Annotated in this window: 22 protein-coding genes; 8 read left to right on the top strand and 14 right to left on the bottom strand. The window is 61.4% G+C overall.

The window, feature by feature from the left end; genetic code table 11:
- The first annotated feature begins 286 nt into the window (after positions 1-286).
- Positions 287-1,291, top strand: a complete 1,005-nt coding sequence (locus ACJ8QF_RS10730; RefSeq protein ID WP_004935582.1) for a LacI family DNA-binding transcriptional regulator — start codon at positions 287-289, stop codon at positions 1,289-1,291.
- 6 nt (positions 1,292-1,297) lie between these two features.
- Here the strand turns inward: ACJ8QF_RS10730 and araD are convergent, their stop codons facing one another.
- The 8 genes from araD to ACJ8QF_RS10690 all read right to left on the bottom strand — a co-directional run bounded on the left by araD (position 1,298) and on the right by ACJ8QF_RS10690 (position 10,225).
- On the bottom strand, positions 1,298-1,990 hold the full coding sequence (araD, locus tag ACJ8QF_RS10725) for an L-ribulose-5-phosphate 4-epimerase (protein WP_033632583.1): 693 nt from the start codon (positions 1,988-1,990) through the stop codon (positions 1,298-1,300).
- Positions 1,984-2,853, bottom strand: a complete 870-nt coding sequence (locus ACJ8QF_RS10720; RefSeq protein WP_442537509.1) for an L-ribulose-5-phosphate 3-epimerase — start codon at positions 2,851-2,853, stop codon at positions 1,984-1,986. Before ACJ8QF_RS10720 ends, araD begins: the two co-directional genes overlap by 7 nt.
- Positions 2,840-4,327, bottom strand: coding sequence for an FGGY-family carbohydrate kinase (locus ACJ8QF_RS10715; RefSeq protein WP_004935590.1), 1,488 nt, complete (start codon positions 4,325-4,327; stop codon positions 2,840-2,842). The genes ACJ8QF_RS10720 and ACJ8QF_RS10715 overlap by 14 nt, the downstream gene beginning before the upstream one ends.
- A gap of 8 nt (positions 4,328-4,335) precedes the next feature.
- A complete protein-coding gene (locus ACJ8QF_RS10710) occupies positions 4,336-5,325 on the bottom strand; it encodes an ABC transporter permease (protein WP_015378500.1) in 990 nt (329 codons plus the stop codon).
- Complete coding sequence (locus tag ACJ8QF_RS10705) at positions 5,322-6,812, bottom strand: sugar ABC transporter ATP-binding protein (protein WP_085058782.1); 1,491 nt, start codon at positions 6,810-6,812, stop codon at positions 5,322-5,324. The genes ACJ8QF_RS10710 and ACJ8QF_RS10705 overlap by 4 nt, the downstream gene beginning before the upstream one ends.
- Before the next feature lie 53 nt (positions 6,813-6,865).
- Positions 6,866-7,783 carry an ABC transporter substrate-binding protein gene (locus tag ACJ8QF_RS10700; protein WP_015378502.1) on the bottom strand — a complete coding sequence of 306 codons (918 nt, stop codon included), beginning with the start codon at positions 7,781-7,783 and terminating at the stop codon, positions 6,866-6,868.
- A gap of 136 nt (positions 7,784-7,919) precedes the next feature.
- On the bottom strand, positions 7,920-8,987 hold the full coding sequence (locus ACJ8QF_RS10695; RefSeq protein WP_049189181.1) for a zinc-binding dehydrogenase: 1,068 nt from the start codon (positions 8,985-8,987) through the stop codon (positions 7,920-7,922).
- A gap of 284 nt (positions 8,988-9,271) precedes the next feature.
- The gene (locus tag ACJ8QF_RS10690) at positions 9,272-10,225 is read right to left on the bottom strand and encodes a LysR family transcriptional regulator (RefSeq protein WP_442537508.1); all 954 of its coding nucleotides are present in this window, start codon (positions 10,223-10,225) and stop codon (positions 9,272-9,274) included.
- 139 nt (positions 10,226-10,364) lie between these two features.
- Between ACJ8QF_RS10690 and ACJ8QF_RS10685 the strand changes: the two genes are divergently transcribed.
- Positions 10,365-11,546 carry a M20 aminoacylase family protein gene (locus ACJ8QF_RS10685; RefSeq protein WP_442537507.1) on the top strand — a complete coding sequence of 394 codons (1,182 nt, stop codon included), beginning with the start codon at positions 10,365-10,367 and terminating at the stop codon, positions 11,544-11,546.
- A gap of 22 nt (positions 11,547-11,568) precedes the next feature.
- Positions 11,569-12,357 carry an ABC transporter substrate-binding protein gene (locus tag ACJ8QF_RS10680; protein ID WP_021505905.1) on the top strand — a complete coding sequence of 263 codons (789 nt, stop codon included), beginning with the start codon at positions 11,569-11,571 and terminating at the stop codon, positions 12,355-12,357.
- 158 nt (positions 12,358-12,515) lie between these two features.
- On the opposite strand, the gene tmaR is transcribed toward ACJ8QF_RS10680, so the two are convergent.
- The 3 genes from tmaR to ACJ8QF_RS10665 form a co-directional block, all read right to left on the bottom strand.
- Entirely contained in the window at positions 12,516-12,833 is a 318-nt protein-coding gene (tmaR, locus tag ACJ8QF_RS10675) for a PTS system regulator TmaR (protein ID WP_004935612.1), read from the bottom strand.
- Positions 12,834-12,993: 160 nt separating this feature from the next.
- Positions 12,994-14,061 carry an FUSC family protein gene (locus ACJ8QF_RS10670; protein ID WP_442537506.1) on the bottom strand — a complete coding sequence of 356 codons (1,068 nt, stop codon included), beginning with the start codon at positions 14,059-14,061 and terminating at the stop codon, positions 12,994-12,996.
- A 94-nt stretch (positions 14,062-14,155) separates the two neighbouring features.
- Positions 14,156-14,923 (bottom strand): N-acetylmuramoyl-L-alanine amidase, encoded by a 768-nt coding sequence (locus ACJ8QF_RS10665; RefSeq protein WP_442537505.1) that lies wholly within the window; start codon positions 14,921-14,923, stop codon positions 14,156-14,158.
- A gap of 176 nt (positions 14,924-15,099) precedes the next feature.
- On the opposite strand from ACJ8QF_RS10665, the gene ACJ8QF_RS10660 reads away from it, so the two are divergent.
- A complete protein-coding gene (locus ACJ8QF_RS10660; RefSeq protein WP_004935623.1) occupies positions 15,100-15,846 on the top strand; it encodes a S24 family peptidase in 747 nt (248 codons plus the stop codon).
- Positions 15,847-15,882: 36 nt separating this feature from the next.
- On the opposite strand, the gene ACJ8QF_RS10655 is transcribed toward ACJ8QF_RS10660, so the two are convergent.
- A complete protein-coding gene (locus ACJ8QF_RS10655) occupies positions 15,883-16,992 on the bottom strand; it encodes an SDR family oxidoreductase (RefSeq protein ID WP_004935629.1) in 1,110 nt (369 codons plus the stop codon).
- Positions 16,993-17,250: 258 nt separating this feature from the next.
- Here ACJ8QF_RS10655 and ACJ8QF_RS10650 point away from each other — a divergent pair, with 258 nt between their 5' ends.
- The 3 genes from ACJ8QF_RS10650 (at position 17,251) to sbcB (ending at position 19,218) form a co-directional block, all read left to right on the top strand.
- Positions 17,251-17,457, top strand: coding sequence for a hypothetical protein (locus ACJ8QF_RS10650; RefSeq protein ID WP_004935633.1), 207 nt, complete (start codon positions 17,251-17,253; stop codon positions 17,455-17,457).
- A gap of 54 nt (positions 17,458-17,511) precedes the next feature.
- A complete protein-coding gene (locus ACJ8QF_RS10645) occupies positions 17,512-17,700 on the top strand; it encodes a DNA polymerase III subunit theta (protein ID WP_004935635.1) in 189 nt (62 codons plus the stop codon).
- A gap of 90 nt (positions 17,701-17,790) precedes the next feature.
- Positions 17,791-19,218, top strand: a complete 1,428-nt coding sequence (gene sbcB / locus ACJ8QF_RS10640; RefSeq protein ID WP_004935640.1) for an exodeoxyribonuclease I — start codon at positions 17,791-17,793, stop codon at positions 19,216-19,218.
- A gap of 71 nt (positions 19,219-19,289) precedes the next feature.
- On the opposite strand, the gene ACJ8QF_RS10635 is transcribed toward sbcB, so the two are convergent.
- Positions 19,290-20,657, bottom strand: coding sequence for an APC family permease (locus ACJ8QF_RS10635; protein ID WP_004935642.1), 1,368 nt, complete (start codon positions 20,655-20,657; stop codon positions 19,290-19,292).
- 535 nt (positions 20,658-21,192) lie between these two features.
- The gene (locus ACJ8QF_RS10630; protein ID WP_031300715.1) at positions 21,193-22,611 is read right to left on the bottom strand and encodes a glutamine synthetase family protein; all 1,419 of its coding nucleotides are present in this window, start codon (positions 22,609-22,611) and stop codon (positions 21,193-21,195) included.
- 395 nt (positions 22,612-23,006) lie between these two features.
- Here ACJ8QF_RS10630 and puuR point away from each other — a divergent pair, with 395 nt between their 5' ends.
- A complete protein-coding gene (gene puuR, locus ACJ8QF_RS10625; protein WP_004935648.1) occupies positions 23,007-23,564 on the top strand; it encodes an HTH-type transcriptional regulator PuuR in 558 nt (185 codons plus the stop codon).
- The last annotated feature ends 117 nt before the right edge of the window (positions 23,565-23,681 follow it).

Raw genomic sequence — 23,681 nt, 5'->3', positions numbered from 1 at the left:
ATAGCTCCATACACAAGCAGATTAGCAATGTCCGCTTATGGCACAAAGCGGTTTTCCATGTCCGACGTCGCCCGTAGAAAGCTCCTTACTGAACTATCTTGCGAACAACAATACAATTACATCGAATTATTTAATTCTGAATTAATAAACACATGGCATTATTGATAATCTTTGCATTTTTATTTCCCCCTCCCACAAACAAATCTCATCCCCCATCCCCCCTAGCACCGCCCCCGCCCTTTCCCTACAATAAGGGATCTGTTGAGGCATAACGCAAGGAAAGACGGTGTCGAAAGCCAATCCCAATGCCACTATCGTGGATATCGCCCGCCGCGCCAGGGTGACCAATATCACCGTTTCCCGCGCCTTCAATAAGCCCGAGCTGGTCAAGCCGGAAACCCGCGAGCGCATTCACGCCATCGCCAAAGAGCTGAACTATGTGCCCAACGCGTTCGCGCAGGGGCTGAAAAGCAGCAGCAGCCAGATTATCGGCATCGTTACCAGCAGCATGTACAACCCTTTCTATTCCGGCCTGATCAAGACCGTGTCGCGCATTGCGCGTCAGCAGGGCTATCAGATCATGCTGTTCGACACCGACGGCAGCGAAGAGGCGGAAATGCGCGCCATTCAGGCGCTGTTCGGCTACAAGGCGCGCGGCATCCTGCTGTCGGCGGTGCGCGACGACAAGCGCTACCGCCCCGCCTATCTCGAGCTGGCCGAGGTGTACGGCGTACCGCTGATCCTGATCGACCGCGATCTCTACGATCAGCAGTTGAGCGGCGTGTTCCTCGATAACCGCGAGATCGGCGTGCTGGCCGGGCGTTATCTGGCGGAGCAGCCGGAGCAGAAGCTGCTGATTATCGGCGGCCCGGCGGATTCGGAAATTACGCTAACGCGCACCGCCGGCATCGTCGCGGCCTTGCAGGGCAGCGGCCGTGAGATTCATATCATCAACGGCGACTACGATTTCACCTCACAGGAAAGCGAGGTGCGCGCCTATCTGGCGCAGCCGGAGAACCGCCCGGATTACATCATCGGCCTGAACGGCATCATCACGCTGGGCGCCATCGCCATCTGCCACGAGATGGGGCTTTATCAGCAGGTGAAGTTCTTCTCGATAGACGAGCCGCCGCGCGCCGGCGCTTACGGCCTGCACATTCCGGGGGTGTATCACGATACGCAGAAACTGGGGGAGATCGCCGCGGAGCTGCTGTTCAGCGCCATTAACAGCCCGCGCGGCGAGTTGCCGGTGCGCAGAGAATTCTTCACCGGCTCGCTGTTGAATCGCTGACGGGCGCTATTGCCCGTAGTAGGCGTGTTTGCCGTGCTTGCGCAGGAAATGTTTATCCAATAGCTCCGGCTGCATCGGGGCGATGGCCGGCGCCAGCTGGCGCGTCGCCATCGCCATGATCGCCACCTCTTCCAGCACCACCGCATTGTGCACCGCATCCGCCGCGTCCTTGCCCCAGGCGAACGGGCCGTGGGAATAGACCAATACTCCCGGCACCTGCTGCGGATCGCGCCCCGCCTGATTGAAGGTCTCGATAATCACCTTGCCGGTTTCCCCCTCGTAATCCCCGGCGATTTCCGCCTCGCTCATCGGCCGGGTGCAGGGAATGTCGCCGTAAAAGTAGTCGGCGTGGGTGGTGCCCAGCGCCGGGATCGGCTGCCCGGCCTGCGCCCAGATGGTGGCGTTGCGGCTGTGGGTGTGCACCACGCCGCCGATATCGGCGAAGGCGCGGTACAGCGCCAGGTGGGTGGCGGTGTCGGATGAGGGTTTGCGGTGCCCCTCGCGCACTTTGCCCTCCAGATCCACCACCACCAAATCCTCCAGCGTCATCGCCTCGTAGGCGATGCCCGAAGGCTTGATCACCACCAGCCCGCTCTGGCGGTCGATCGCCGAGACGTTGCCCCAGGTAAAGGTCACCAGCCCGTATGCCGGCAGGCTGAGGTTGGCGGCCAGCACCTGCCGCTTGAGTTCGTTCAGCATGCGATGCCTCCCTCATTCATCTGTTGTTCGATCCAGGCCTTGGCCTGGGCGATGCGTTGCTTATCCCGCCCGTCTTCGCGCGCCCACATCTCCAGCAGGTAGGGGCCACGATAGCCGAGCGCGTTGAGCACGGAAAAGGCGTGGGCGAAGTCCACGCAGCCCTCGCCGAACGGCACGTCGCGGAACTGCCCGGCGCTGCCCGGCCCCACCGCCACGGTGTCTTTGAGGTGTATGGCGGTGATGCTGCCGATGCCCAGCGCCAGCTCGGCGGCGACGTCGTTGCCCCAGGCGCTGAGGTTGCCGAGATCGGGATACACCGTGAACCACGGGCTGTTGACGTGGCGGGCGATGTCGCGCCATTTGCTGATGCTGTTGATGAACGGCGTGTCCATCACCTCCACCGACAGCATCACCTGCGCCCTGGCGGCCTGCGCCGCCGCCCACTGCATGCCCTCGATAAAGCGCTCGCGGCTGTGGCGATCGGCGGGTTCGTAATAGACGTCATAGCCCGCCAGCTGGATGTTGCGGATGCCGAGATCCGTCGCCAGTTCCAGCGCCTTGCTCATCAGCACCCGCGCCCGTTCGCGGGTGGCAGCCTCGGCGCTGCCGAACGGATCGCGCCGGTGCGCCGACAGGCACAGGCTCGGCACCGTCACCCCGCTGTCGAGCCGCGCCTGGATAAACGCCAGCCGCTGGCGGCGATCCCAGTCCAGCCGCTGCTGGCGCGCCGGCTGTTCGTCGATCGACATCTCCACAAATTCAAAGCCCAGCTCGGCGGCGGTGGCCAGCCGCTGCGGCCAGCTCAGTTCGGCGGGCAGCGCCTTTTCATACAGCCCCAGACAGGCGGCGTTAGTCGTTTGCATCAGTCACCTCACTCAAAGCCTGAGCGACCGCCAGATAGCGCGCCTGCTGGGCGCGCAGGCGCCGATGGGCGGCGGTCGCGGGATAATAACAGCGCAGCTTGGGCGGCGCGGCGGCGATCGCTTCGGCGAACCCGGCGTACTCCCCGGCGCCGACGGCGGCGCACAGGGCGGCGGCGCGGCAGCCGCTCTGGCGCGTTTCCACCACCTCAAGCGGCAGGTTGCCGGCGTCGGCGTACATCTGCATCCAGACCTCGGACTGCGTCGGCCCGCCGGTCATGCGCACCCGCTCGATGCGCGGGTTCAGCTGCACCATGCGCTCCTGATGGATCAGGTGCGAGAACACGATGCCCTGGTAGATCGCCTGCACCACGTCCGCCATCTCATGGTGGGCGCTCAGGCCGATCAGCCCGCCCGGCGTGTTGCCGCCGAGGTTGGAGCCGTACAAATACGGCAGGAACAGCAGCCCGCTGGGCTGCTCGCGGCGCTCGGCCACCCAGGCGTTGAACTGGGCGTAGCGCTGCCGGTCGTCGGCGCAGAACTGGCGCAGGAACCAGGCCAGGTTGCCGGCCGAGGTCGGGCTGCCTTCGTGCACGAAATAGCGGCCGTCGATACAGTAGCGCCCCCAGGCGTAGGGGTAATCGGCGGGAATGATGCGCTCGGTCACGCAGGTGGCGATCGACCAGGTGCCCGCCACCGCGCTGAGCGTGCGATCGTCGGCCACGCCGGAGCTGAGCGCCGCGCCCACCACGTCGAACAGGCCGCCGTACACCGCGGTCCCCGTTCGCAGGCCGCACTGCGCCGCCGCAGCGGCCGTCACCCGCCCGGCCAGCTGCGCCGAGCCGATCGTTGGCGCGGTCTTCTCCTGCGCCTCTTCGATGCCGAAGGCCGCCATCAGCGCCGGATCGTAAGCGCCGCTGCGCTGGTTAAACAGGTTGCTGCCGGAGATGTTGGTCACTTCGGCCGCCGCCTCGCCGGTGAGGCGAAAGCGCAGGTAGTCGTGCGCCATCAGGATGCGATCGACGGCGGCGTACTGCGCCGGTTGCCGCTGCTTCAGCCAGCGCAGCAGCAGCGCCGGGTGGCTGGGCCACAGCGGCTGCAGGCTGCGCGGGTAGGTCTGCGCGTCCACGCCGGCGCGGCGCAGCTCAGCCACCGTGGCCGCCGCGCGGTTGTCCGAAGAGAGGATGCCGTTGCCGACCGGTTTGCCGTGGCGGTCGATGGCGTACAGCCCTTTGCCGTGCGCCGAAAAGCTGACGCCGCGCACCTGCCCGGCCTCCAGCCCCGCCGCGTGCAGCGTCTGGCGGATCGCCGCGCAAACGTCATCCCACAGCGCGTCCATATTGCGTTCGCTAAAGCCCGGCTGGGCGGCGATCGCCGCGCCGTCGCGCTCGGCGATCGCCAGCTCTTCGCCGCTTGCCCGGTACAGCCCGGCCTTGATCACCGTGCCGCCGACGTCTATGCCAAGAAAGACTGACATCGCGCCTCCTATTTGCGCCGCACGGAGCTGAGGTAGATGGCGGCCAGGATGATGCCGCCCTTCACCACGTTCTGGATATACGGCGACACGTTCATCAGATTGAGGCCGTTGTTGAGCACCCCGAGCATCATCGCCCCCACCAGCGTGCCGACGATGGCGCCGCGCCCGCCGGAGATCGCCGCCCCGCCCAGCACTACGGCGGCGATGGCGTCCAGCTCGAAGCCTTCGCCGGCGTTGGGCTGCCCGCTCATCAGGCGCGAGGTCAGCACCAGTCCGGCCAGCGCGGCGGTCAGGCCGCTGATCACGTAGACCAGCATCTTGTAGCGCGGCACGCGGATACCGCTCAGGCGCGCCGCCTCTTCGTTGCCGCCCATCGCGTAGACGTAGCGGCCGAACGGCAGCTGGTTGAGCATCAGCCAGGCCAGCAGGTACACGCCGAGCATGATCAGGATCGGCACCTGGATGCCCAGCACCGTGCCGCGGCCGAAGAAGGAGAAGACGTCGGGCAGGCCGGAGATCGGGTAGCCGCCGGTATAGAGCAGCGCCAGGCCGCGGGCGATGCCCATCGACGCCAGGGTGACGATGATCGGCGGCATGCGCAGGTAGGCGATGCAGGCGCCGTTGGCCAGGCCGAACAGCGCGCCGAGCGCCAGCGCGGCCACCATCGCCAGCGGGATCGGCACCGCCGCCAGCATCAGCCCGGCGGCGACCGAGCCGGCCAGCGCCATCACCGGCCCCACCGAGAGATCGATGCCGCCGGTCAGGATGGCGCAGGTCATGCCCACCGCGATGATGGCATTGATAGACACCTGGCGTGCCACGTTGGTCAGGTTGTTGACGCTGAGGAAGCTGTCGTTCAGCAGGCTCATCAGTACGAACAGGACAGCGAAGCCGATAAACGGCAGGACCGCCGGGTGATGCAGCAGTTTTTCCCAGCGCTTGCCGAGGCTGGGGCCGGCGGCGCGGCGCGCCACGGCGGGTTGTTCAATTCCGATCATAAGGCACTCCCGGTCGCGTGAAGCATGATGTGGTTGGATTCGATGTCGTCGCCGGTCAGCTCGGCGACGATGTGGCCGCCGCGAAACACCAGCACGCGGTCGCACACGCCGATGATCTCCGGCAGTTCGGAGGAAATCATGATGATGGAGATGCCCTGCTGGGTCAGTTGCTGCATCAGTTGGTAGATCTCGGCCTTGGCGCCCACGTCGATGCCGCGCGTCGGCTCGTCGAAGATCAGGATGTTGCAGTCGTTGTTGAGCCAGCGGGCGATCACCACCTTCTGCTGGTTGCCGCCGCTCAGGGTGCTGACGGCGGTCTCGGCGTCCGGGGTTTTCACGCCCACGGCGCGGATCAGCCGCTGCACCACGTCGCGATCCTTGCGGGCGCTGACGAAGATCTTGCCGCGCCGGTGGTGTCGGTTGAGGGTGATGTTCTGCGCCACCGAAAACGGCAGCACCAGGCCCTCGGTTTTGCGGCTCTCCGGCAGCAGGCCGATGCCCTGCGCCAGCGCCTGCGCCGGGGAGCGCAGCGCCGCCGGTTGGCCGCCGAGGCTGACGCGTTTGCGGTGGCAGCGGCTGGCGCCGATCAGCGCCGAGACGGTCTCGGTGCGCCCGGAGCCCACCAGCCCGGCGAAACCGAGGATCTCGCCCTTATGCAGCCGAAAACGGTCGGTCGCGCCGTGCTTCTCGCGCTGGATCTCCGCCTCCAGCAGCACCGTCGCGGTATCGACCGGGTGCTGTTTCACCGGGAAGGCGTTCTCGATTTTGCGCCCGACCATCAGCCGCACCAGCTCTTCCACGTTGGTGTCGCCGGTGGCCAGCGTTTCGATGTAGGCGCCGTCGCGCAGCACGGTGATGCGATCGCAGATGGTGAAAATCTCGTCCAGGTGGTGCGAGATAAACACCATGCCGACGCCCAGCAGCCGCAGATCGTTCATCACGCTGAACAGGTGCTCGGCCTCGCCCGGCGTCAGCGTGGCGGTCGGTTCGTCCAGCACCAGCACCCGCGCCTCCAGCGACAGCGCCTTGGCGATCTCAACGAACTGCTGCTGCGCCACGCTCAGCTGCTCCACCGGGCAATCGAGATCGATAGCCACCGTCAGCCGCTTGAAGATCGCCTCGGCCTTGCGCCGCATTGCCCGCCGATCCAGCAGGCCCCAGCGGTTCCTAATCTCCCGGTTGAGGAAGATGTTGTCGATGGCGCTCATGTAGGGAATCAACGAGAATTCCTGAAAAATAATGCCGACCCCAGCCTCGATCGCCTGGCGATAGTTGTTAAAGCGGCGCTGCTCGCCGTCGATAAAAATGTCGCCCTCGTCCGGCTGATGGATGCCGCACATGATTTTCACCAGCGTCGATTTGCCGGCGCCGTTTTCGCCCAGCAGGGCGTGCACCTCGCCCCGTTGAATGGCCAGATCGATGCCGTCCAGCGCCTTCACGCCGGGAAAGCTCTTTTTTATTCGCTTCAGTTCCAGTAAAGGTGTCACCGCATTGCCCTCCGCGCCGAACGCCCCGCCGCAGCGGGGCGAACCTGCCGCTGTTACCAGCTAAAGCCGGCCGCATTGCTGCGGTCGATCAGCTTCACTTTGACCGGCACGGTTTTCGGCACCGTGGCGCCCCAGTAGCGGGCCAGCGCAATGCCGAGCGCGATGCGCAGCTGGTCACGCGGGAACTGCGCCGAGGTGGCGATAAACGGCGAATTCGGCTTGAGGATCTCTTTGATGGCTTCCGGCTGGCCGTCGACGCTCACCAGCTTGACCTTGGCGCCGTTGCTTTCAATCGCCGCCAGGGCGCCGAGCGCGCCGACGTCGTTGACGCTGAAGATGCCCGCCAGATCCGGCGCCGACTGCAGCATGTTTTCGGTGACGGTCAGCGCGGTGTCGCGCTCCTGCTTGCCGTTTTGTTTGGTGACAATCTTGATGTCGGGGTATTTCTTCATCGCCGCTTCAAAGCCGCGCACGCGCTCCAGGATCGGCACCACCGGGATGCCGTCGAGGATCGCCACCTTGCCTTTGCCGCCCAGCGCTTTCGCCAGATACTCGCCCGCCTGGAAGCCGGCGTCGTAGTTTTCCGAGCCGACGAACGAGTCCAGCGGCCCTTCGGCCTGCGCGTCGATCGCCACCACCACCGCGCCGGCCTTATGGGCGGAGATCACCGCCGACTGCACCCCCACCGAATCGGTCGGGTTGATCAGCAGGATATCCACCTTCTTCTGCAGCATGTCCTCCACGTCGCCGATCTGTTTGGCGACGTCATGGCGCGCATCGGCCACGTACACCTTGGCGCCGATATCCGCCGCCGCCTGATCCAGCGCCTGCTTCATGGTGACGAAGTAGTCGTTGTTCATTTCCTGGAACGACATACCGATAGTGATTTGCTTGGCCAGCGCCCCATGGCTGGCCGCCAACATTCCACCGGCGACGATAAAAGGCAGGGTCTTTTTGAATAATGAAAACATAGCCAATTCTCCTGTAGGGAAGCTTCTTGTTGTGGTTATCAGAGCAACAGCATGTCTTTACGTTTGGCCGACCGGCCGGCCCCCCCATTGCGAGCGGGCCGACGGTCGTGACTGCAACAGCGGTACGGCGGGAGGGTCAGGGAACCAGGATCACCTTGATGGAGTCGGTCGAGTCCGCCAGGGCGAAGGCTTCGTCCCAGTCGTTCAATGAATAGCTGTGGGTCACCACGCCGCTTGAGGTCACCAGCCCGCGCTCGAACAGATCGATGGCGATCTCATAGCTGTAGGGCGCCAGGTGCGCGCCGCGAATGTCCAGCTCCTTGCGATCGCCGATGATCGACCAGTCGACGGTGGTTTCCTTGCCGAACACGCTGAACTCCACGAAGCGGCCCAGCTTGCGGATCATCTGCAGCCCCTGGGTGACGCCGATCGGCGCGCCGGTGGCCTCGATGTAGACGTCGCAGCCGTAGCCGCCGGTGAGCGATTTGACGATCTGGTCGGCGTCTTCCTTCAGCGGGTTGATCACCACATCGGCGCCAAATTCCTTCGCCAGCGCCAGTCGCTCGTCGATGGCGTCGATCACGATCAGTTTCTTCGGCGTCTTCAGGCGCGCCACCTGCACCATGCACAGCCCGAGCGGCCCGGCGCCGGCCAGCACCACCACGTCGTCCAGCTGAATGTCGCCGCGCGCCACGGTGTGAATGGCGCAGGCCATCGGCTCGATCAATACCGCGTCTTCATGGCTCAGGCTTTCCGGGATCTTGTGCACGATGGCGTTCTCGGAAAAGCGCATGTATTCCGCCATGCCGCCCTCCGCCACGTCTTTCTGGAAGCCGTAAATGTTATGCGTCTCACACATCCAGTAACTGCCGGATTTGCAGTAACGGCACTCCCAGCACGGCACGATCTGCTCGGCGATCACCCGCTCGCCGAGCTGGTATTTGCCTTCCGCGCCCTCGCCCAGCGCGGCGATGCGGCCGTAGAACTCGTGCCCCGGCACCACCGGCGGTTTGACCCACGGGTTCTCTCCCCAAAACATCTGCGCGCCGTTCTTGCACTTGCAGTCGCCGGCGCAGATGCCGCAGCCTTCCACCTTGATCACCAGCTCGCGCGCCTTCGGCAGCGGCGTGGGCACCTGTTCGAAACGGTAATCCTGCGGGCCGTGGCAAACGACCGCGCGCATTTTTTCCGGCAACTGGCTCATCTATCCCTCCAATATTCTCGTTAAACGCTTGAAAATTATAAATGTTGACGTTGTCATTTTTATCAAACAAAAAACAAACTGAGTTATAAAATTATAAATTTCAACAAATTAACCATTACACATCCCGATAACTAAAAATGACAACGTGAACATAGAGCGACATATAACCAAAGCTGCAAAAATAATTATTTGAGCAAAATCACAGTTCATTAACATTGCGGCTAAAAATGCTACAAATGCGGATCGCGATCCCATTTACGGGATCGCCGATCCGGGCAGATCCGCTAAATCAGCAGGCGCACGCGATCGTAGATCTGGCGATCCTCCGGCCGCGACGATCGCACCTGCTGGCGCAGGGTGCGCACCAGCGTGTCGATAAAAGCATGGGCGGCGGCGCTCAGAATGCTGTTGCGCCGGGTGACGATATTCAGCTGCGCTGGTTGGCAGCTCTCGCGCAGCGCCAGCGGCTGCAAGCGAGAGGCGAATTGCGGCAGCGCGGCGATCGGCCGCGGGCACCAGGTGCACATCTCGGCGGATTCCACCAGCGCCTGCAGCATGCCGAACGAATGCGCCTGGATAATGCGCTGGCGCGGCAGGCGCGCGCCGTGGCGGTGGAACACCTCGTCGAGCAGCGCATCGAAACTTTCCTGGGTATAGCTCATCACCCAATCCTGCTCCAGCAGCTGATGCAACGAGGTGCTGTGCGCCAGCGGGTGGCCGCGCCGCACCATGTACGCCGTTTCATACTCCAGTAGCGGCTCGCAGTGAAACTCCTGCGGCGCCGACGACGCCGGCAGCGGCGTGATGGCGAAATCCATCGTGCCCTCGCGCAGCTGCGACTGGGCGTTGGCCATCAGGCTTTCCGACAGTTCCAGCCGCACCGCCGGCACCTTGCTGCGAAACGCCATCACCGCCGGCGGCAGCACCGTCAGCATCAGCCAGGGAGTGATCGCCGCCTTGACCAGATCCGCCGCACTCCCGCGCAGCGCCGCCATTTCGCCCTGCGCCTGCTCCAACTGGTTCAGCACCAGCCGGGCGTGCGCCAGCAGGGTTTTGCCGTAGGGGGTAAAACCCAGCCCGGTCGGCGTGCGGATCAGCAGCGGCAGCGCCTGTTCTTGCTCCAGTTCGCGCAGTGCGCGGGTCACCGCCGCCTGCGACAGCCCCAGATGCCGCGCCGCCGCGCGAATGCTGCCGCTGTCGGCGCTGGCCACCAGCGCCTGCAGTTGGTGCAGTTTCATGTCCACCTCCTGACAATCATAGGTTGTCAGCATAACCGAACGGCGGCTACCCGGCAAAAACGGAGTTTGCTAGTCTCGATGCCTATCCCTCTGCCCCGTTCCCCGCCCACTGGCCGGGACCCTTTTGCCGGAGACCGTGATGACGCATTCACTGGTACTGCCTGAGATCGCCGCCGTTCATGATGAGATGGTCGCGCTTCGCCGCCACATTCACGCCCACCCGGAGCTGGGCCTCCAGGAGTTTGCGACGTCGGATCTGGTGGCGCAGCGGCTGGAGGAATGGGGTTACCGCGTCACGCGCGGCGTAGGACAAACCGGCGTTGTCGCCACACTGCAGCGCGGGCCGGGAAAATCGCTCGGCATCCGCGCCGACATGGACGCCCTGCCGATTGCCGAAACGACCGGCTTGCCACACGCCAGTACCCATTCCGGGGTGATGCACGCCTGCGGCCACGACGGGCACACCGCCATGCTGCTGGCGGCGGCGCGCTATCTGGCGCGGCAGCCGAACTTTTTCGGCACGCTGCATCTGATCTTTCAGCCGGCGGAAGAAGGCGGCGGCGGCGCCAAAGTGATGATTGAAGACGGCCTGTTTGAGCGCTTCCCCTGCGACGCGGTGTTCGCCATGCACAACGTGCCCGGCTTACCCACCGGCCACCTGGGCTTCGCCTGCGGCCCCTTCATGTGCTCGGCCGATACGGTGCACATCACCCTGCACGGCCACGGCGGCCACGGCGCGGTGCCGCAGAGCACCGTCGATCCGGTGGTGGCCTGCGCGGCGATCGTCATGAGCCTGCAAACCATCGTGGCGCGCAATATCGATCCGCAGGAAACGGCGATCGTCACCGTGGGGGCGATGCAGGCCGGCCAGGCCGCCAACGTGATCCCGGCGACCGCCACCCTGATGCTCAGCGTGCGCGCGCTGACGGCGGCGTTGCGCGCGCGGCTGGAACAGCGCATCACCGAGCTGGTCACGGCGCAGGCCGCCAGCTTCGGCGCCCGCGCGGAGATCGACTATCAGCACGGCTACCCGGTGCTGGTGAACCACCCGGCAGAAACCGAACTGGCGCGCGCGGTAGCGCTGGAATGGGCCGGAGAGAGCCGGGTGATCCCCACGCTGCGGCCGTTCACCGCCAGCGAAGATTTCGCCTTTATGCTGGAGAAGTGCCCGGGCAGCTACATCTCGATCGGCAACGGCCCCGCCACGCCGGGCAATTCCCTGCACAACCCCGGTTATGACTTCAACGACGACAGTCTGTCGTTGGGCGCCACTTACTGGGTCAAATTGGTCGAGCGCTTTTTGGCTCGCCCCGCGGTTTAATCGCCAACACAGAGGAAATGACATGAAAATCATCAAAGGGCTGTTGTTGCTGCTGCCGCTGGCCGCGAGCTTTCCTGCGCTGAGCGGTGAATTCAGCGGCAAAGTGATCAAGCTGGGCATCGATCCCACCTTTCCGCCGCTGGAGTATAAAAATCCGCAGGGCAAGCTGACCGGCTTCGGCGTCGATATCGCCCAGGCGCTGTGTGACCAGATGCAGGCCAAATGCGTGTGGGTGGAAAGCAGCTGGGACGGCATGATCCCCGGCCTGCAGGCGAAGAAGTTCGACGCCATCGCCTCGTCGATGACCATCACGCCGCAGCGCCGGCAGCAGATCGCTTTCTCCAGCAAAGTCTCCAACGCCCCGGCGCGGCTGGTGGCGCATAAAGGCAGCAATCTGCAGCCTACCGCCGCCTCGCTGAAGGGTAAATCGGTCGGCGTGCAGCAAGGTTCCAGCCAGGAGACCTACGCCAACGCGCTGTGGCGGCCGGCCGGCGTCAACGTGGTGGCTTACCAAAGCCAGCAGGAGGTGAACGAAGATCTGGCCAACGGCCGCCTGGATGCGTCGCTGCTGGCCAGCGTCAGCGCCAGCGAATTCTTCAAAACGCCCGGCGGCAAAGACTTCGCCTTTATCGGCGCCGAATTGAGCGACAGCAAGTACTTCGGCGTCGGCGACGGCATCGGGGTGCGCAAAGAGGATACCGCGCTGCTTAACGCCTTCAACGCCGCGCTGCAGGCGATCCGCGCCAACGGCACTTACAAGAAAATCAACGACAAGTATTTCGACTTCGACATGTACGGTGCGGAGCAGTAACACGCGTTCCCCGGCGGTCACCTGCAGATCCTGCAGGATGGGGAGGCGCCTTCGGCCGCCGGGGAACGCCCCAACGGAAACGGCAATGTCGGCAAGAACGGAAAATCAGGCGGGATAAGGATGCGGGCCAGGCAGGACGCCCGGCCCGCTAAAGCGGGTTACTTCACTTCGCCCATCGCCTTCAGCTTTTTGGACAGCTCGCGGCGTTCTTTGGACAGATCGGCATTTTTGATGATGTAGTCATCAACGCGATCTTCGTAGTCGCTGCGCATGTTGGCGATGATGCCCTGAATGTCTTCAATGCTCATGCCGGGCTTGATGTACTCACTCAGGTTGTCGAGCAGCAGCACGCGCTTCTGGTTATCACGAATTTTCTTTTCGTTGTCGACGATCTCGCGTTGCAGTTTGTTTTTGCGGCGGAACATACGCACAAACTCCAGCACGTCCTGGAAACTCGGCTTATTTGCATTATCCATCTTTATACCCTTGCTTTAGTAATACACAGATTCATTTGCTTACGGCCACATGGCACCAAGATACAGGTTTGTGGCGGTCCGGCACAACAGTGATTGGCTTATCTTACCCACTTTGCCCCGGCGGCCAAAACCCAAAGCGCCGCCTTCATGATCTGACCCCTTATTCGCGCCCGGCGGCGGTGCAAACCTGGAGCAAATCCCCCAACTCTTCCAACTGCTGCGCCAGCTCCATACTGAGCCAGACATAGCCGTAAATCGGCGCTTCGCCGTGTTGGCCGACGCTGACTTCCTGCATCAGCGTTTTCAGCTCGCCGGCGATTTCCGCCAGCTGCCCCGCCGCCGCCTGGCGCTGCGCCTGCGGCCCTTCGCGCATCAGCACCGCCAGCGACTCCAGCGAGCTCAGCGTCAGCAACTGGGTGCTGCGCAGCGTGCGGGCGTTCAGCATGATGAAGTGCGTTTCGCGCGAGGCCCAATAGGCATCGGCCATCAGCTCCAGCGTGCACACCAGATTGCGGCTGAGGGTTTGCACCGCTTCGAACACCGCTTTGGGGATGCGGGTTTCCTTGCTGGCGGGCACGATCAGGCTGCGCAGCTTCACCACCTGATTCAACAGATCCTTGAGCTGCGGCTCCAGCCGCGGCCGCTCAATGACGTTCGGCGAAAAATACGCGCCGTAGATACGGGCGGCGGTTTGCAGGCAGTCCGCCATTTGCATGCGCCACAGAATATAGGCGCGCTGTGGGTAGATGCTGGTGAACAGCAGCGCCAGCAGCGAGCCGAAGATCACGTCGCCGCTGCGCCACAGCGCGGTGTGCATGTCACCGGCGCCCGCGCCGCACACCACCGCCAGCGTGATCCCCACCAGCAGCGCCATATACGGCCGTTTGCCGAGTGTCAGGTAACCGCAGACGAACATCACCACGCCGCACCATGCCAGCATCAGCGGCAGCGAATAGAGTTCCAGATACAGGGCGATCAGGCCGGAAGCCGCGCCGAACACCGTACCGGCAATGCGTTGCAGCGCCCGCTGCAGCACGTTGCCCCAAAACGAGATCGGCCCCATCACCACCACCAGGGTGATCAGCGGCCAGGTGCCTTCGGGCACCGCCAGCAGGCGGATCAACAGAAAGGTCAGGATAAACGCCAGCCCGATGCGCACGCCGTGAACGATGCGATAGTGGCGATAGGTCAGCAGTTCAAATGAAGAGATTTTTCGATCGAGGCGCACAGAGCCTCCGATAAACACTAGCCAGGCCGCTATTTTAGCGGAGGAAGCCCGGCAAGGAAAAGGCGAATGAGGCGTCCCCCATTCGCACTCAGGCTCAGGCGGCGTATTTGTCGACCAGCGCGCGCAGAACGGCGGCGGTTTCAACATCCATCACGCCGTCATACTTCTGCGGACGGAAGTGCAGCTGGAACGCACGCACCAGCTGGCGATAGCCTTCTGCGGTGTTCGCCGCCGAGGTGTCGTAGCCATATTGGGCGAACAGTTTCAGTAGCTCAGCCTGCGCCGGCAGACCCTGGCTGCAGTATTCCTGCTGGCGCTGCTGCTTGGTCGCTTCGTCATACCAGGCGCCGACGCCGGCCTGATACAGCTGCTGCCACGGGAACTGCGGGCCCGGATCGCTCTTGCGGCCCGGCGCGATGTCGGAGTGCGCCACCACGTTCACCGGCGAGATGTCCGGATAACGCTGCAGGATGTTCTGCGCCAGCTGGGTGACCGCCTCGATCTGCTGCGGATTGAACGGCGGGAAGGTGATGTTTCCACCGTCGCCGCTCGCCAGGTTGACGATCTCGATGCCGATCGAGGTGTCGTTGATATTGCTGCGGGTGCCCCACTGGCTGGTGCCGGCATGCCAGGCGCGCTCGTTCTCGTCCACCAGGTTGAAAATGCGCACGCCGCTGAAGCCGGCGACCTGATAGGTGGCATCGGTCGGATCCGGCACCAGATAGTGCGCGCTGACCGATTTTCCGGTCAACGACGTCACCGAGTCGGCGAAGTTTTGCGCCGTGTAGTGCAGCACCAGAAAGCGCACGCGGTGGCCGAAGCTGGCGACCGATCGGTAGCTATTGTAATCAATCTTGTACATCGTAAAGTCCCTCTCTCGTTTGATTTCACTGAGCGGCCTCTCATCATGACAGGCCGCTCCGCACAGGTGAACCTTTGGCTCACCCTTTTTGTTTTAGCTAATTGCTAAATCATGCGCAAGCGTTTTTTAGCAAAACCGTTATTTACCTTTTTGCTAAAGAGTGCGATCATCAAACGATGGAAACTAAAGAAATCAGGCGCAACAATCTGCGCGAATTAATGGCCCGCTACGCCCGGCAAGGCGTCAACCAGAATGAGTTCGCCACGCTGGTTGAGTCTTCCGCGCCGACGCTGAGCCAAATCATCGGGGAGAAATCCTCCCGCAATCTTGGCGACAATCTGGCCAGGCGGATCGAGGCCAGGCTGAATTTGCCCAAGGGCTGGTTCGACGTGTTTCATGAAAAGCAGCTGGTGCGCCCGTTTGACAACGTGGCGGCGGAGTCGGACTTCCAGCCCGCCCGTTTGAAACCGGTGGTATGGGAAGATACCGAACAAGACAAGGAAGAGTTTGTGGAGATCCCGCTGCTGGATATCGATTTTTCCGCCGGCGACGGCTGCTACGAAATCGTCGATCGCGAGGAGTTTTCGCTGATCTTCCGCCGTTACTATCTGCACAAGATGGGGGTGGCGGTCAACGCCGCGCGCATTATCCGCATCTCCGGCTCCAGCATGGAACCGCGTCTGCAGGACGGCGACGTGGTCGGCATCAACACCGACGATACGCGCATCCGCGAGGGCAAGACCTACGCCATCCGCCACGGCAATTTGCTGCGGGTGAAGGTGCTGATCGAACAGCCGGACGGCGGCGTCGTCATCCGCTCCCTCAACCGGGAAGAGTACCAGGACGAGCATCTCAGCTATCAGCAGCGCAAGGAGCAACTGGTGGTGCTCGGCCGCGTCTTCTGGTCGTCTTCGTCCTGGTAACGGACGATAACCTCGGGCGCCCGTTGCGCCCGGCGGTTATTTGAAGTCCACCACCATCTGCTGCTGGATAGACAGCCCGCGCGTCGACTGCACGCAGCCGGCGATGTAGTCGGTGAAACGCGGCGGTTTCGGCATGCCCAGCTTGAGGATCTTCTCGTTGCTGAAACGCACGTTGAGCATGGCGAACGATCCGTACAGGCGCATCGCCTTCAGCATCAGCCGCTCGTTGCACGGGCCGAAAATGTCTTTCAGCTGGCGGCGCATTTTCACCAGCGCGTCATAGGTCACCTGCGCATACTCATCGCCCACCGGCGCTTTTTCCAGGGCTGCCGCCATGGCGTTGTCAATTTCGGCAAAGCTGACGCTGCTCTCCTCACCGGCGGAGATGTGATAAACGTCGTTCTCCAGCGTTTCGCTGTTCATCAGCATCACCAGCGCATCCGCGCAGTAGTCCGCCGGGATCACGTCGATATTGTCCTGCAGCGAGCACATGAACTTGCGCAGCATCAGCGCCATGCCAAACACCCAGAAAATGCTGCTGGAAGGCTGGCAACCCAGGCGGGTGTGCCCCACCACGATCGACGGACGAGCGATGGTCAACGGCATTTGCGGGCAGCGCTGGCGCATCAGCTGTTCGATGGTGGATTTGGAACGGGTATATTCCACCAGGTGTTCGGCGTCTTCCTCAAACTCGCCGCTCTCCGCCACCAGCGAACCCGGCTCCGGCGAACAGGACATGGCGGTGCCGACGTGCAGGAAACGTTTTAATCCCGGTACCTGCGCCATTCTTTCGGCAAAGGCCAGAGTGCCTTCTACGTTTACCTTCCAAATGAGCGGGTTATTACCAAATGAAGCAACGGCCGCGCAGTTAATAACGTGCGTAACATTGTTAATACGCGCGTCAGTTAAAAAGTCGGCCGGCTCGGAAAGGTCGCCCAATAATATATTTTCAATCGTAATTTTAGACAGCAGATTCGCATCGATATTAAACTTTTCCATATTCGCGCGAATACGGGCCAGCCCTTGCTGCGCATCGTCTGCACGCACCAGCAAAAGATAATTAACAGACTGATTTTCAATCAATAATTTTTCAAGAACCGCACCACCAAGAAAGCCGGTAGCGCCGGTCAACAGTAGCGTTTTCATCATTGTCACCCACATTGGCATTGAATGTGGTTGATTGTATCCGCGGATATTTAAACAAATATTAAATAGAATTACGGCGCCCTTAAACACTTTTCTTAATATTATCTTAAGGAATCTTTTGAAACATCCATCATGGGTTTAGTAACAAAAGAACCGCGTAGATTCCATGATTAATCTCCGCCGTTTAAATACTATTGATGTAGTGCCTGATTTAATTTAACGGTCAATGTTATTTCTCTTCTCGTCCGTGGAGGACTTATGACCTATAACCAAAAAATCTGGTTGGGGGTTTTGCTGCTGTGCACCCTGTTTTGGGTGGCGGTGATAAGCGGCGCCTGTTCGCTGTATAATCGGGCAGATCGCCTCAATGCGCACCAGGCGCAGAGCGAGTTCGCCGCCCGCCACAGTCTGCCCCCCTGCCCGCAGCAAAGCGTTCAGGCCTCCGCCGCCCCCCGGAATGGGTAGGGACAAGACCGGCTAACGATCCTATTATACCCTAAGATTAACAGGGAGATAACGATGGCTCGAAAGCTGGATAGCTTACCGCAGGCGCAACGCGAGAAAATAGAAACCGATTTGCTGGCCATCAGCGTGATCTACAACGAGCGCTACGGCATCGCCTCGACCCAGACGGAAACGGAACAACAGATCCCCGATCACCTGCTCCCCTACTTTCATCAGCGGCTGGATTACTATCGCCGTGCGTAATTGCGCGCATTTCGCTAACCGCCGCTTGGCATCGCTCCCCACGCCGTTACAATAGAGGCATATTGTATCCGCCACTGAAGAGACGCGATTTTGAGCAGCAAGGCAACGGCCACATTTTATATTCACGATTACGAGACCTTCGGCAAGAGCCCGTCGCTGGACCGCCCGGCGCAGTTCGCCGGCGTGCGCACCGATATGGATTTCAACATTATCGAAGAGCCGCTGGTCATCTACTGCGCCCCGGCCGACGATTACCTGCCGGAACCCGAGGCGGTGATGATCACCGGCATCACGCCACAGGTGGCGCGCGCCAAAGGCGTTAACGAGGCCGAGTTCACCCGCCAAATCCATCAGGCCTTCAGCGTGGCCGGCACCTGCATTCTCGGTTACAACAACATCCGCTTCGATGACGAAGTGAGCCGCAATATCTTCTATCGCAACTTCTACGATCCCTACGCCTACAGCTGGCAAAACGGCAACTCGCGTTGGGATTTGCTGGATGTGATGCGCGCCTGCTACGCCCTGCGCCCGGACGGCATCGTCTGGCCGGAAAACGAAGACGGTTTCCCCAGCTTCCGCCTCGAACACCTCACGCGCGCCAACGGCGTCGAACACACGCAGGCTCACGACGCGATGTCAGACGTATACGCCACCATCGCCATGGCCAAGCTGGTTAAGCAGGCGCAGCCGCGGCTGTTCGATTTCCTGCTGCAACACCGCAACAAGCACAAACTGAACGCCCTGATCGACGTCGCCGAAATGACGCCGCTGGTGCACGTCTCCGGCATGTTCGGCGCGGCGCGCGGCAACACCAGCTGGGTGTCGCCGCTGGCCTGGCACCCGGAGAACAAAAACGCGGTGATCATGTGCGATCTCGCCGGCGACATGACGCCGCTGCTGACGCTGAGCGCTGAGCAGCTGCGTGAACGGCTGTACACCCGCCGCGACGATCTGGCGCCGGATCAGGCGCCGGTGCCGATCAAGCTGGTGCACATCAACAAATGCCCGGTGCTGGCGCCGGCCAAAACCCTGCTGCCGGAGAACGCCGAGCGGCTGGGCATCGATCGCCAGGCGTGCCTGCAAAATCTGCAGCTGCTGAAACAGCACCCGGAAGTACGCGAGAAAGTGGTGGCACTGTTCGCCGAAGCCGAGCCGTTCAAAGGTTCCGAGGACGTCGACGCCCGCTTGTACGACGGTTTCTTCAGCGACGCCGACAAGGCGGCGATGAGGATTATCCAGCAGACCAAGCCGCAGAACCTGCCGGCGCTGGATCTGGCCTTCAGCGACGGCCGCATGAAAGAGCTGCTGTTCCGCTTCCGCGCGCGCAACTATCCGAATACGCTGGACGACGCCGAGCAGCGCCGCTGGCTGCAACACCGCCAGGAAGCGCTGAGCGCGGAGCGCGTGCAGAGTTACCTGCTGCAGCTCGAATCGCTGTATAACCTGCACGAAGGCGACAAAGAGAAAACCGCCCTGCTGAAAGCGCTGTTCGATTACGGCAAAGAGTTGGTGGGATAAAACCCGCAGCAAGCAGAAAAGGAAAAGGCCGCGAAAGCGGCCTTTTTTGTGGCTGAGGAGACGGCTCGCGCTTAGGCGGCGTCTTCGCTCGCTTGCGGCACCGGCAGACGGAAGCTGCGGGTGACAAAGGCCAGGTAGATCAGACCGATGGCCGCCCAAACCAGGCCCAGCGTCATCGAGCTGGCTTCCAGGTTGATCCACAGCGCGCCGACGGTCAGTGCGCCCATCACCGGCAGGATCAGGTAGTTGAACGTGTCCTTCACGGTGCGGTTCATCTTGTCGCGAATATAGAACTGCGAGATCACCGACAGGTTGACGAAGGTGAAGGCCACCAGCGCACCGAAGTTGATCAGCGCGGTCGCGGTCACCAGGTCAAACGACACCGCGGACAGCGCGATGGCGCCAACCAGCAGTACGTTCAGCGCCGGGGTACGCCACTTCGGATGCACATAGCCGAAGAAGCGAGTCGGGAACACGCCGTCGCGGCCCATCACGTACATCAGACGCGAAACGCCCGCGTGCGCCGCCATGCCTGACGCCAATACCGTCACGCAGGAGAACACCAGGATCACCGACTGGAAGAACTTGCCCGCCACGTACAGCATGATTTCAGGCTGCGACGCGTCAGGATCCTTGAAGCGCGAGATGTCCGGGAAGTACAGCTGCACGAAGTAAGACACCACGATAAAGATGATGCCGCCGATCAGCGCCGTCAGGAAGATGGCTTTCGGGATCACTTTCTCTGCGTCTTTGGTTTCTTCGGACAGCGAGCTGATGCCGTCGAAGCCCAGGAACGAGAAGCACAGGATGGTCGCGCCGGTAATCATCGGCACCACGTGAGCGTTATCGGACCAGAACGGGCGGCTGCTGACCAGCGTACCGGCGCCTTCGCCGTGGTAAACGCCGTTGATCACCAGACCCAGGAACACGATCATGATCGCCACCTGCACCACCACGATGATGGAGTTCAGGTTGGCCACCAGCTTGATGCCGCGCAGGTTGAAAATCGTCATCAACCCGACCAGCACCGCCACGAAGATCCAGGACGGGACGCCCGGGAAGATCGCTTCCAGGTAAATCTTGGCCAGCAAAATGTTGATCATCGGCATGAACAGGTAGTCCAGCAGCGATGACCAGCCCACCATAAAGCCGACGTGCGGGCTGATGGCTTTCTGGGCGTAAGTGTAGGCGGAACCGGCGGAAGGGAACTTCTTCACCAGCTTGCCGTAGCTCAGGGCGGTAAACAGGATCGCCAGCAGAGCGAAGGCGTACGCGGTCGCGACGTGACCATCGGTCAGGCCGGATACGATGCCGAAGGTATCGAAGATGGTCATTGGCTGCAGATAAGCCAGACCCATCATCACTACCGGAACTAATGTCAGGGTTTTACGCAGCTGAGTGCGCTGAGCCGGAGCGGCGTTAAGGGTGTTATCGGACATTGTTCAGCCCCCCCTTACCTTGAGCCTTGCGGATGGCGGACACGCCAAGACTTAAGGTTGCGGGGAAACTTCGCAACGAGCGACTTAATTCTAAAAGAAGGGGATTGTAAGCTGGATAACGGGTCGAGGTAACCTCGGCTGCTCCATAGTCGCTGCGGCCACAGCGGAAACCGGCGGGCACCGGCGCTAAAGTGAAAAATTGCCCCATCTTTCTAATCCTCATGAGTCACGACCATAAAGTTTTGTTTGATCGTGCACGAAACTATTTATCTATCCGGATCGGTGTCCGGCCTCGCTTGGTGTATGAAACGCTACGTTGGTAAAACTTAATGCAAAAAAAATAACCGACGCTTTCAAAACGTCGGCTATCTGCATTTGAGATATTTTGCACCAGAATGCCTCCGGATGACAAGATCCGGAAGCCCTCAAATACAAATTCTTTTTGTCGATCGAACGGAAAACCAGCCCGGCAGGCGAATTAATCCGCTACCGGCAGGCCGGTCGCCCGCACATACTTCTTACTTTATACGCCCATTCAGGCATTTTTCAACATCCAGTCGATCTCGGTTTCCGTCACCCGCCGTTCAAACTGCAGCAATTCGTCGGTCTTGCAGGCGTGATAAACCTGGGTGAAACGCTCGCCCAGATAGTGGGTCAACGCGTGCTGATGTTCAAACTCGTACAGCGCATCGCTCTGGCGGATCGGCAGCGGCAGCCCCTCTTGCTCCAGCCCGTTGCCGGTCACCGGCTCAGGCAACGGCAGCGCGTTGTCCAACCCGTACAACATGCCGGCCAGGATCGCCGCCATCACCAGATAGGGGTTGGCGTCGGCGCCGGCCACGCGGTACTCCACCCGATGATTCTCCGGTTCGCCGCAGGGAATGCGCAGCGCCACGGTGCGATTGTTGTGGCCCCAGGCGGCCTGGATCGGCACATACATCCCCGGCTGGAAACGCCGATAGGCATTGACGTTCGGCGCCAGCAGCGCCATCGACGCCGGCATCAGGGTGATCATCCCCGCCAGCGCCTGTTTCAGCAACGGTGAATCCTCGCCTTCGCCGTCGGCAAACAGGTTGTTGCCCGCCCCGTCCTGCATGCTGACATGCACATGCATGCCGCTGCCGGCGTAATCCTCATAGGGTTTGGCCATAAAGGTGGCGTGCATACCGTGGTTCTCGGCCACCAGCCGCACCAACCGTTTCAGCGCCAGCGCGTGGTCGCAGGCCAGCAAGATGTCGTCGGAATGGCGCAGGTTGACCTCGAACTGCCCCGGCGACGCCTCCGCCACCGCGCCGTCCGCCGGCAGCCCCTGCAGCTTCGCCAACGCGTCGATATCGTTCAGCACCTCGGCGAAATGGTTCAGGTTATCGACGGAGTACACCTGGCTTTGGGTATTGCGCTCCTGAGTGCCGGGCGCACACGGCGGCTGCAAATCGCCTTCTGCGTCGCGCTGCCTGTCGATGAGATAAAACTCCAGCTCTACCGCTGCCACCGGGAACAAGCCGCGCTGTCGCAGCGCCTGCCACACGCGGTTCAGCACATTACGGGGTTCAACGTCAAAGGGAGTGCCATCTTCATCCAGCATGGTCAGCAACACCTGGCCGATATGCTCCGGATCGGCGGCCGACGGCGTCAGCGAACCGGGCACCGGCAGGCAAATGCGATCCGGCTCGCCGAGCTCCTGCCCAAGACCGGTCTCCTCCACCACGTTGCCGAGGATGTCCATGGCGAACACCGACGCGGGGAAGTAGCTGCCTTTTTCCAGTTTTTTCAACCCTGAGACGGGTATGCGTTTGCCGCGGAAGGAACCATTGAGATCGGTGAGAAGGATATCGACATACTGCGTGGCGGGATGGCGTTCCAAATAATGAGCAACCTCATTTTGGAACGCGCTACTTCGCCTCTCTTCATGATGCTGTGCAAAATGTTCAACTGCTGCGCTATTGGTTTGCATACGTCACCCGCCATTATGCTCTTAAGGCGCGTTAGCGCCCGTCCGCCGTTCGATTCAACACATGATTGGATTTCTCGCCAGGTCGCGCCGCTGCCGGGCGCTCAAAATAACATCCACAATATGAAACATAGTATTAACAGAATGGGTTTGCAAATGTTACAATCCTGTTTGATTATTCACCACCGGCTGCTAAATTGATAAAATATTGACCGAAAAGGCCTTGCTGCCATTTTTACGTCAACTATTTCGTCCAACGCACCGAGAGTGAACATGGGCAATATATTTTCCAAACCTGCCCTAACTATCGATATCATGCAGCATCGTTATCGCCCAGACAGGCGCCCGATAACGATATTCATGTCTGCCTGTCGCCCCTACCAGAAGGAAGTACCGCTATGAGCGAAGCCAGCTTGGCACCGGGCAAACGCCTGTCACAGATCCGTCAGCAATTGGGTTTGTCGCAGCGCCGGGTCGCCGAACTGTCCGGGTTAACCCACAGTGCGATCAGCACCATCGAACAGGACAAGGTCAGCCCGGCCATCAGCACGCTGCAAAAGCTGCTGAAGGTGTATGGCCTGTCGCTGTCTGAATTCTTTGCCGAACCGGAGGCCGTCGACGAACCGCGCGTGGTGATCGACGCCGAGGATCTGATTGAGATCGGCAGCCAGGGGGTGTCGATGAAGCTGGTGCACAACGGCAGCCCAACGCGCAACCTGGCGATGATGCTGGAAACCTACCAGCCCGGCACCACCACCGGCGAAAAGATCAAGCATCAGGGCGAAGAGATCGGCACCCTGCTGGAAGGCGAGATCGTGCTGACCATCAACGGCCAGAGCTATTGCCTGAGCGCCGGTCAGAGTTACGCCATCAACACCGGCATTCCGCACAGCTTCAGCAATACGTCGGCTCGCGTTTGCCGCATCGTCAGCGCACACACCCCTACCACCTTCTGACCACTTCTCGCACCGGCGCAGCCTGACGCGGGTTGCGCCCCTGCTCACCCACGCTTTTTTCATCGCCGTTATGCCATTTTGTTGGTTGCCAACGGCGCAATCTGTGTTACAACAGAG

It is taken from the genome of Serratia sp. CY81684, from assembly GCF_052166595.1.
Classification (GTDB): domain Bacteria; phylum Pseudomonadota; class Gammaproteobacteria; order Enterobacterales; family Enterobacteriaceae; genus Serratia; species Serratia nematodiphila.
The sequence above is the reverse complement of the archived record's forward strand: the minus strand, read 5'-3'. Positions and strand labels throughout refer to the sequence as shown.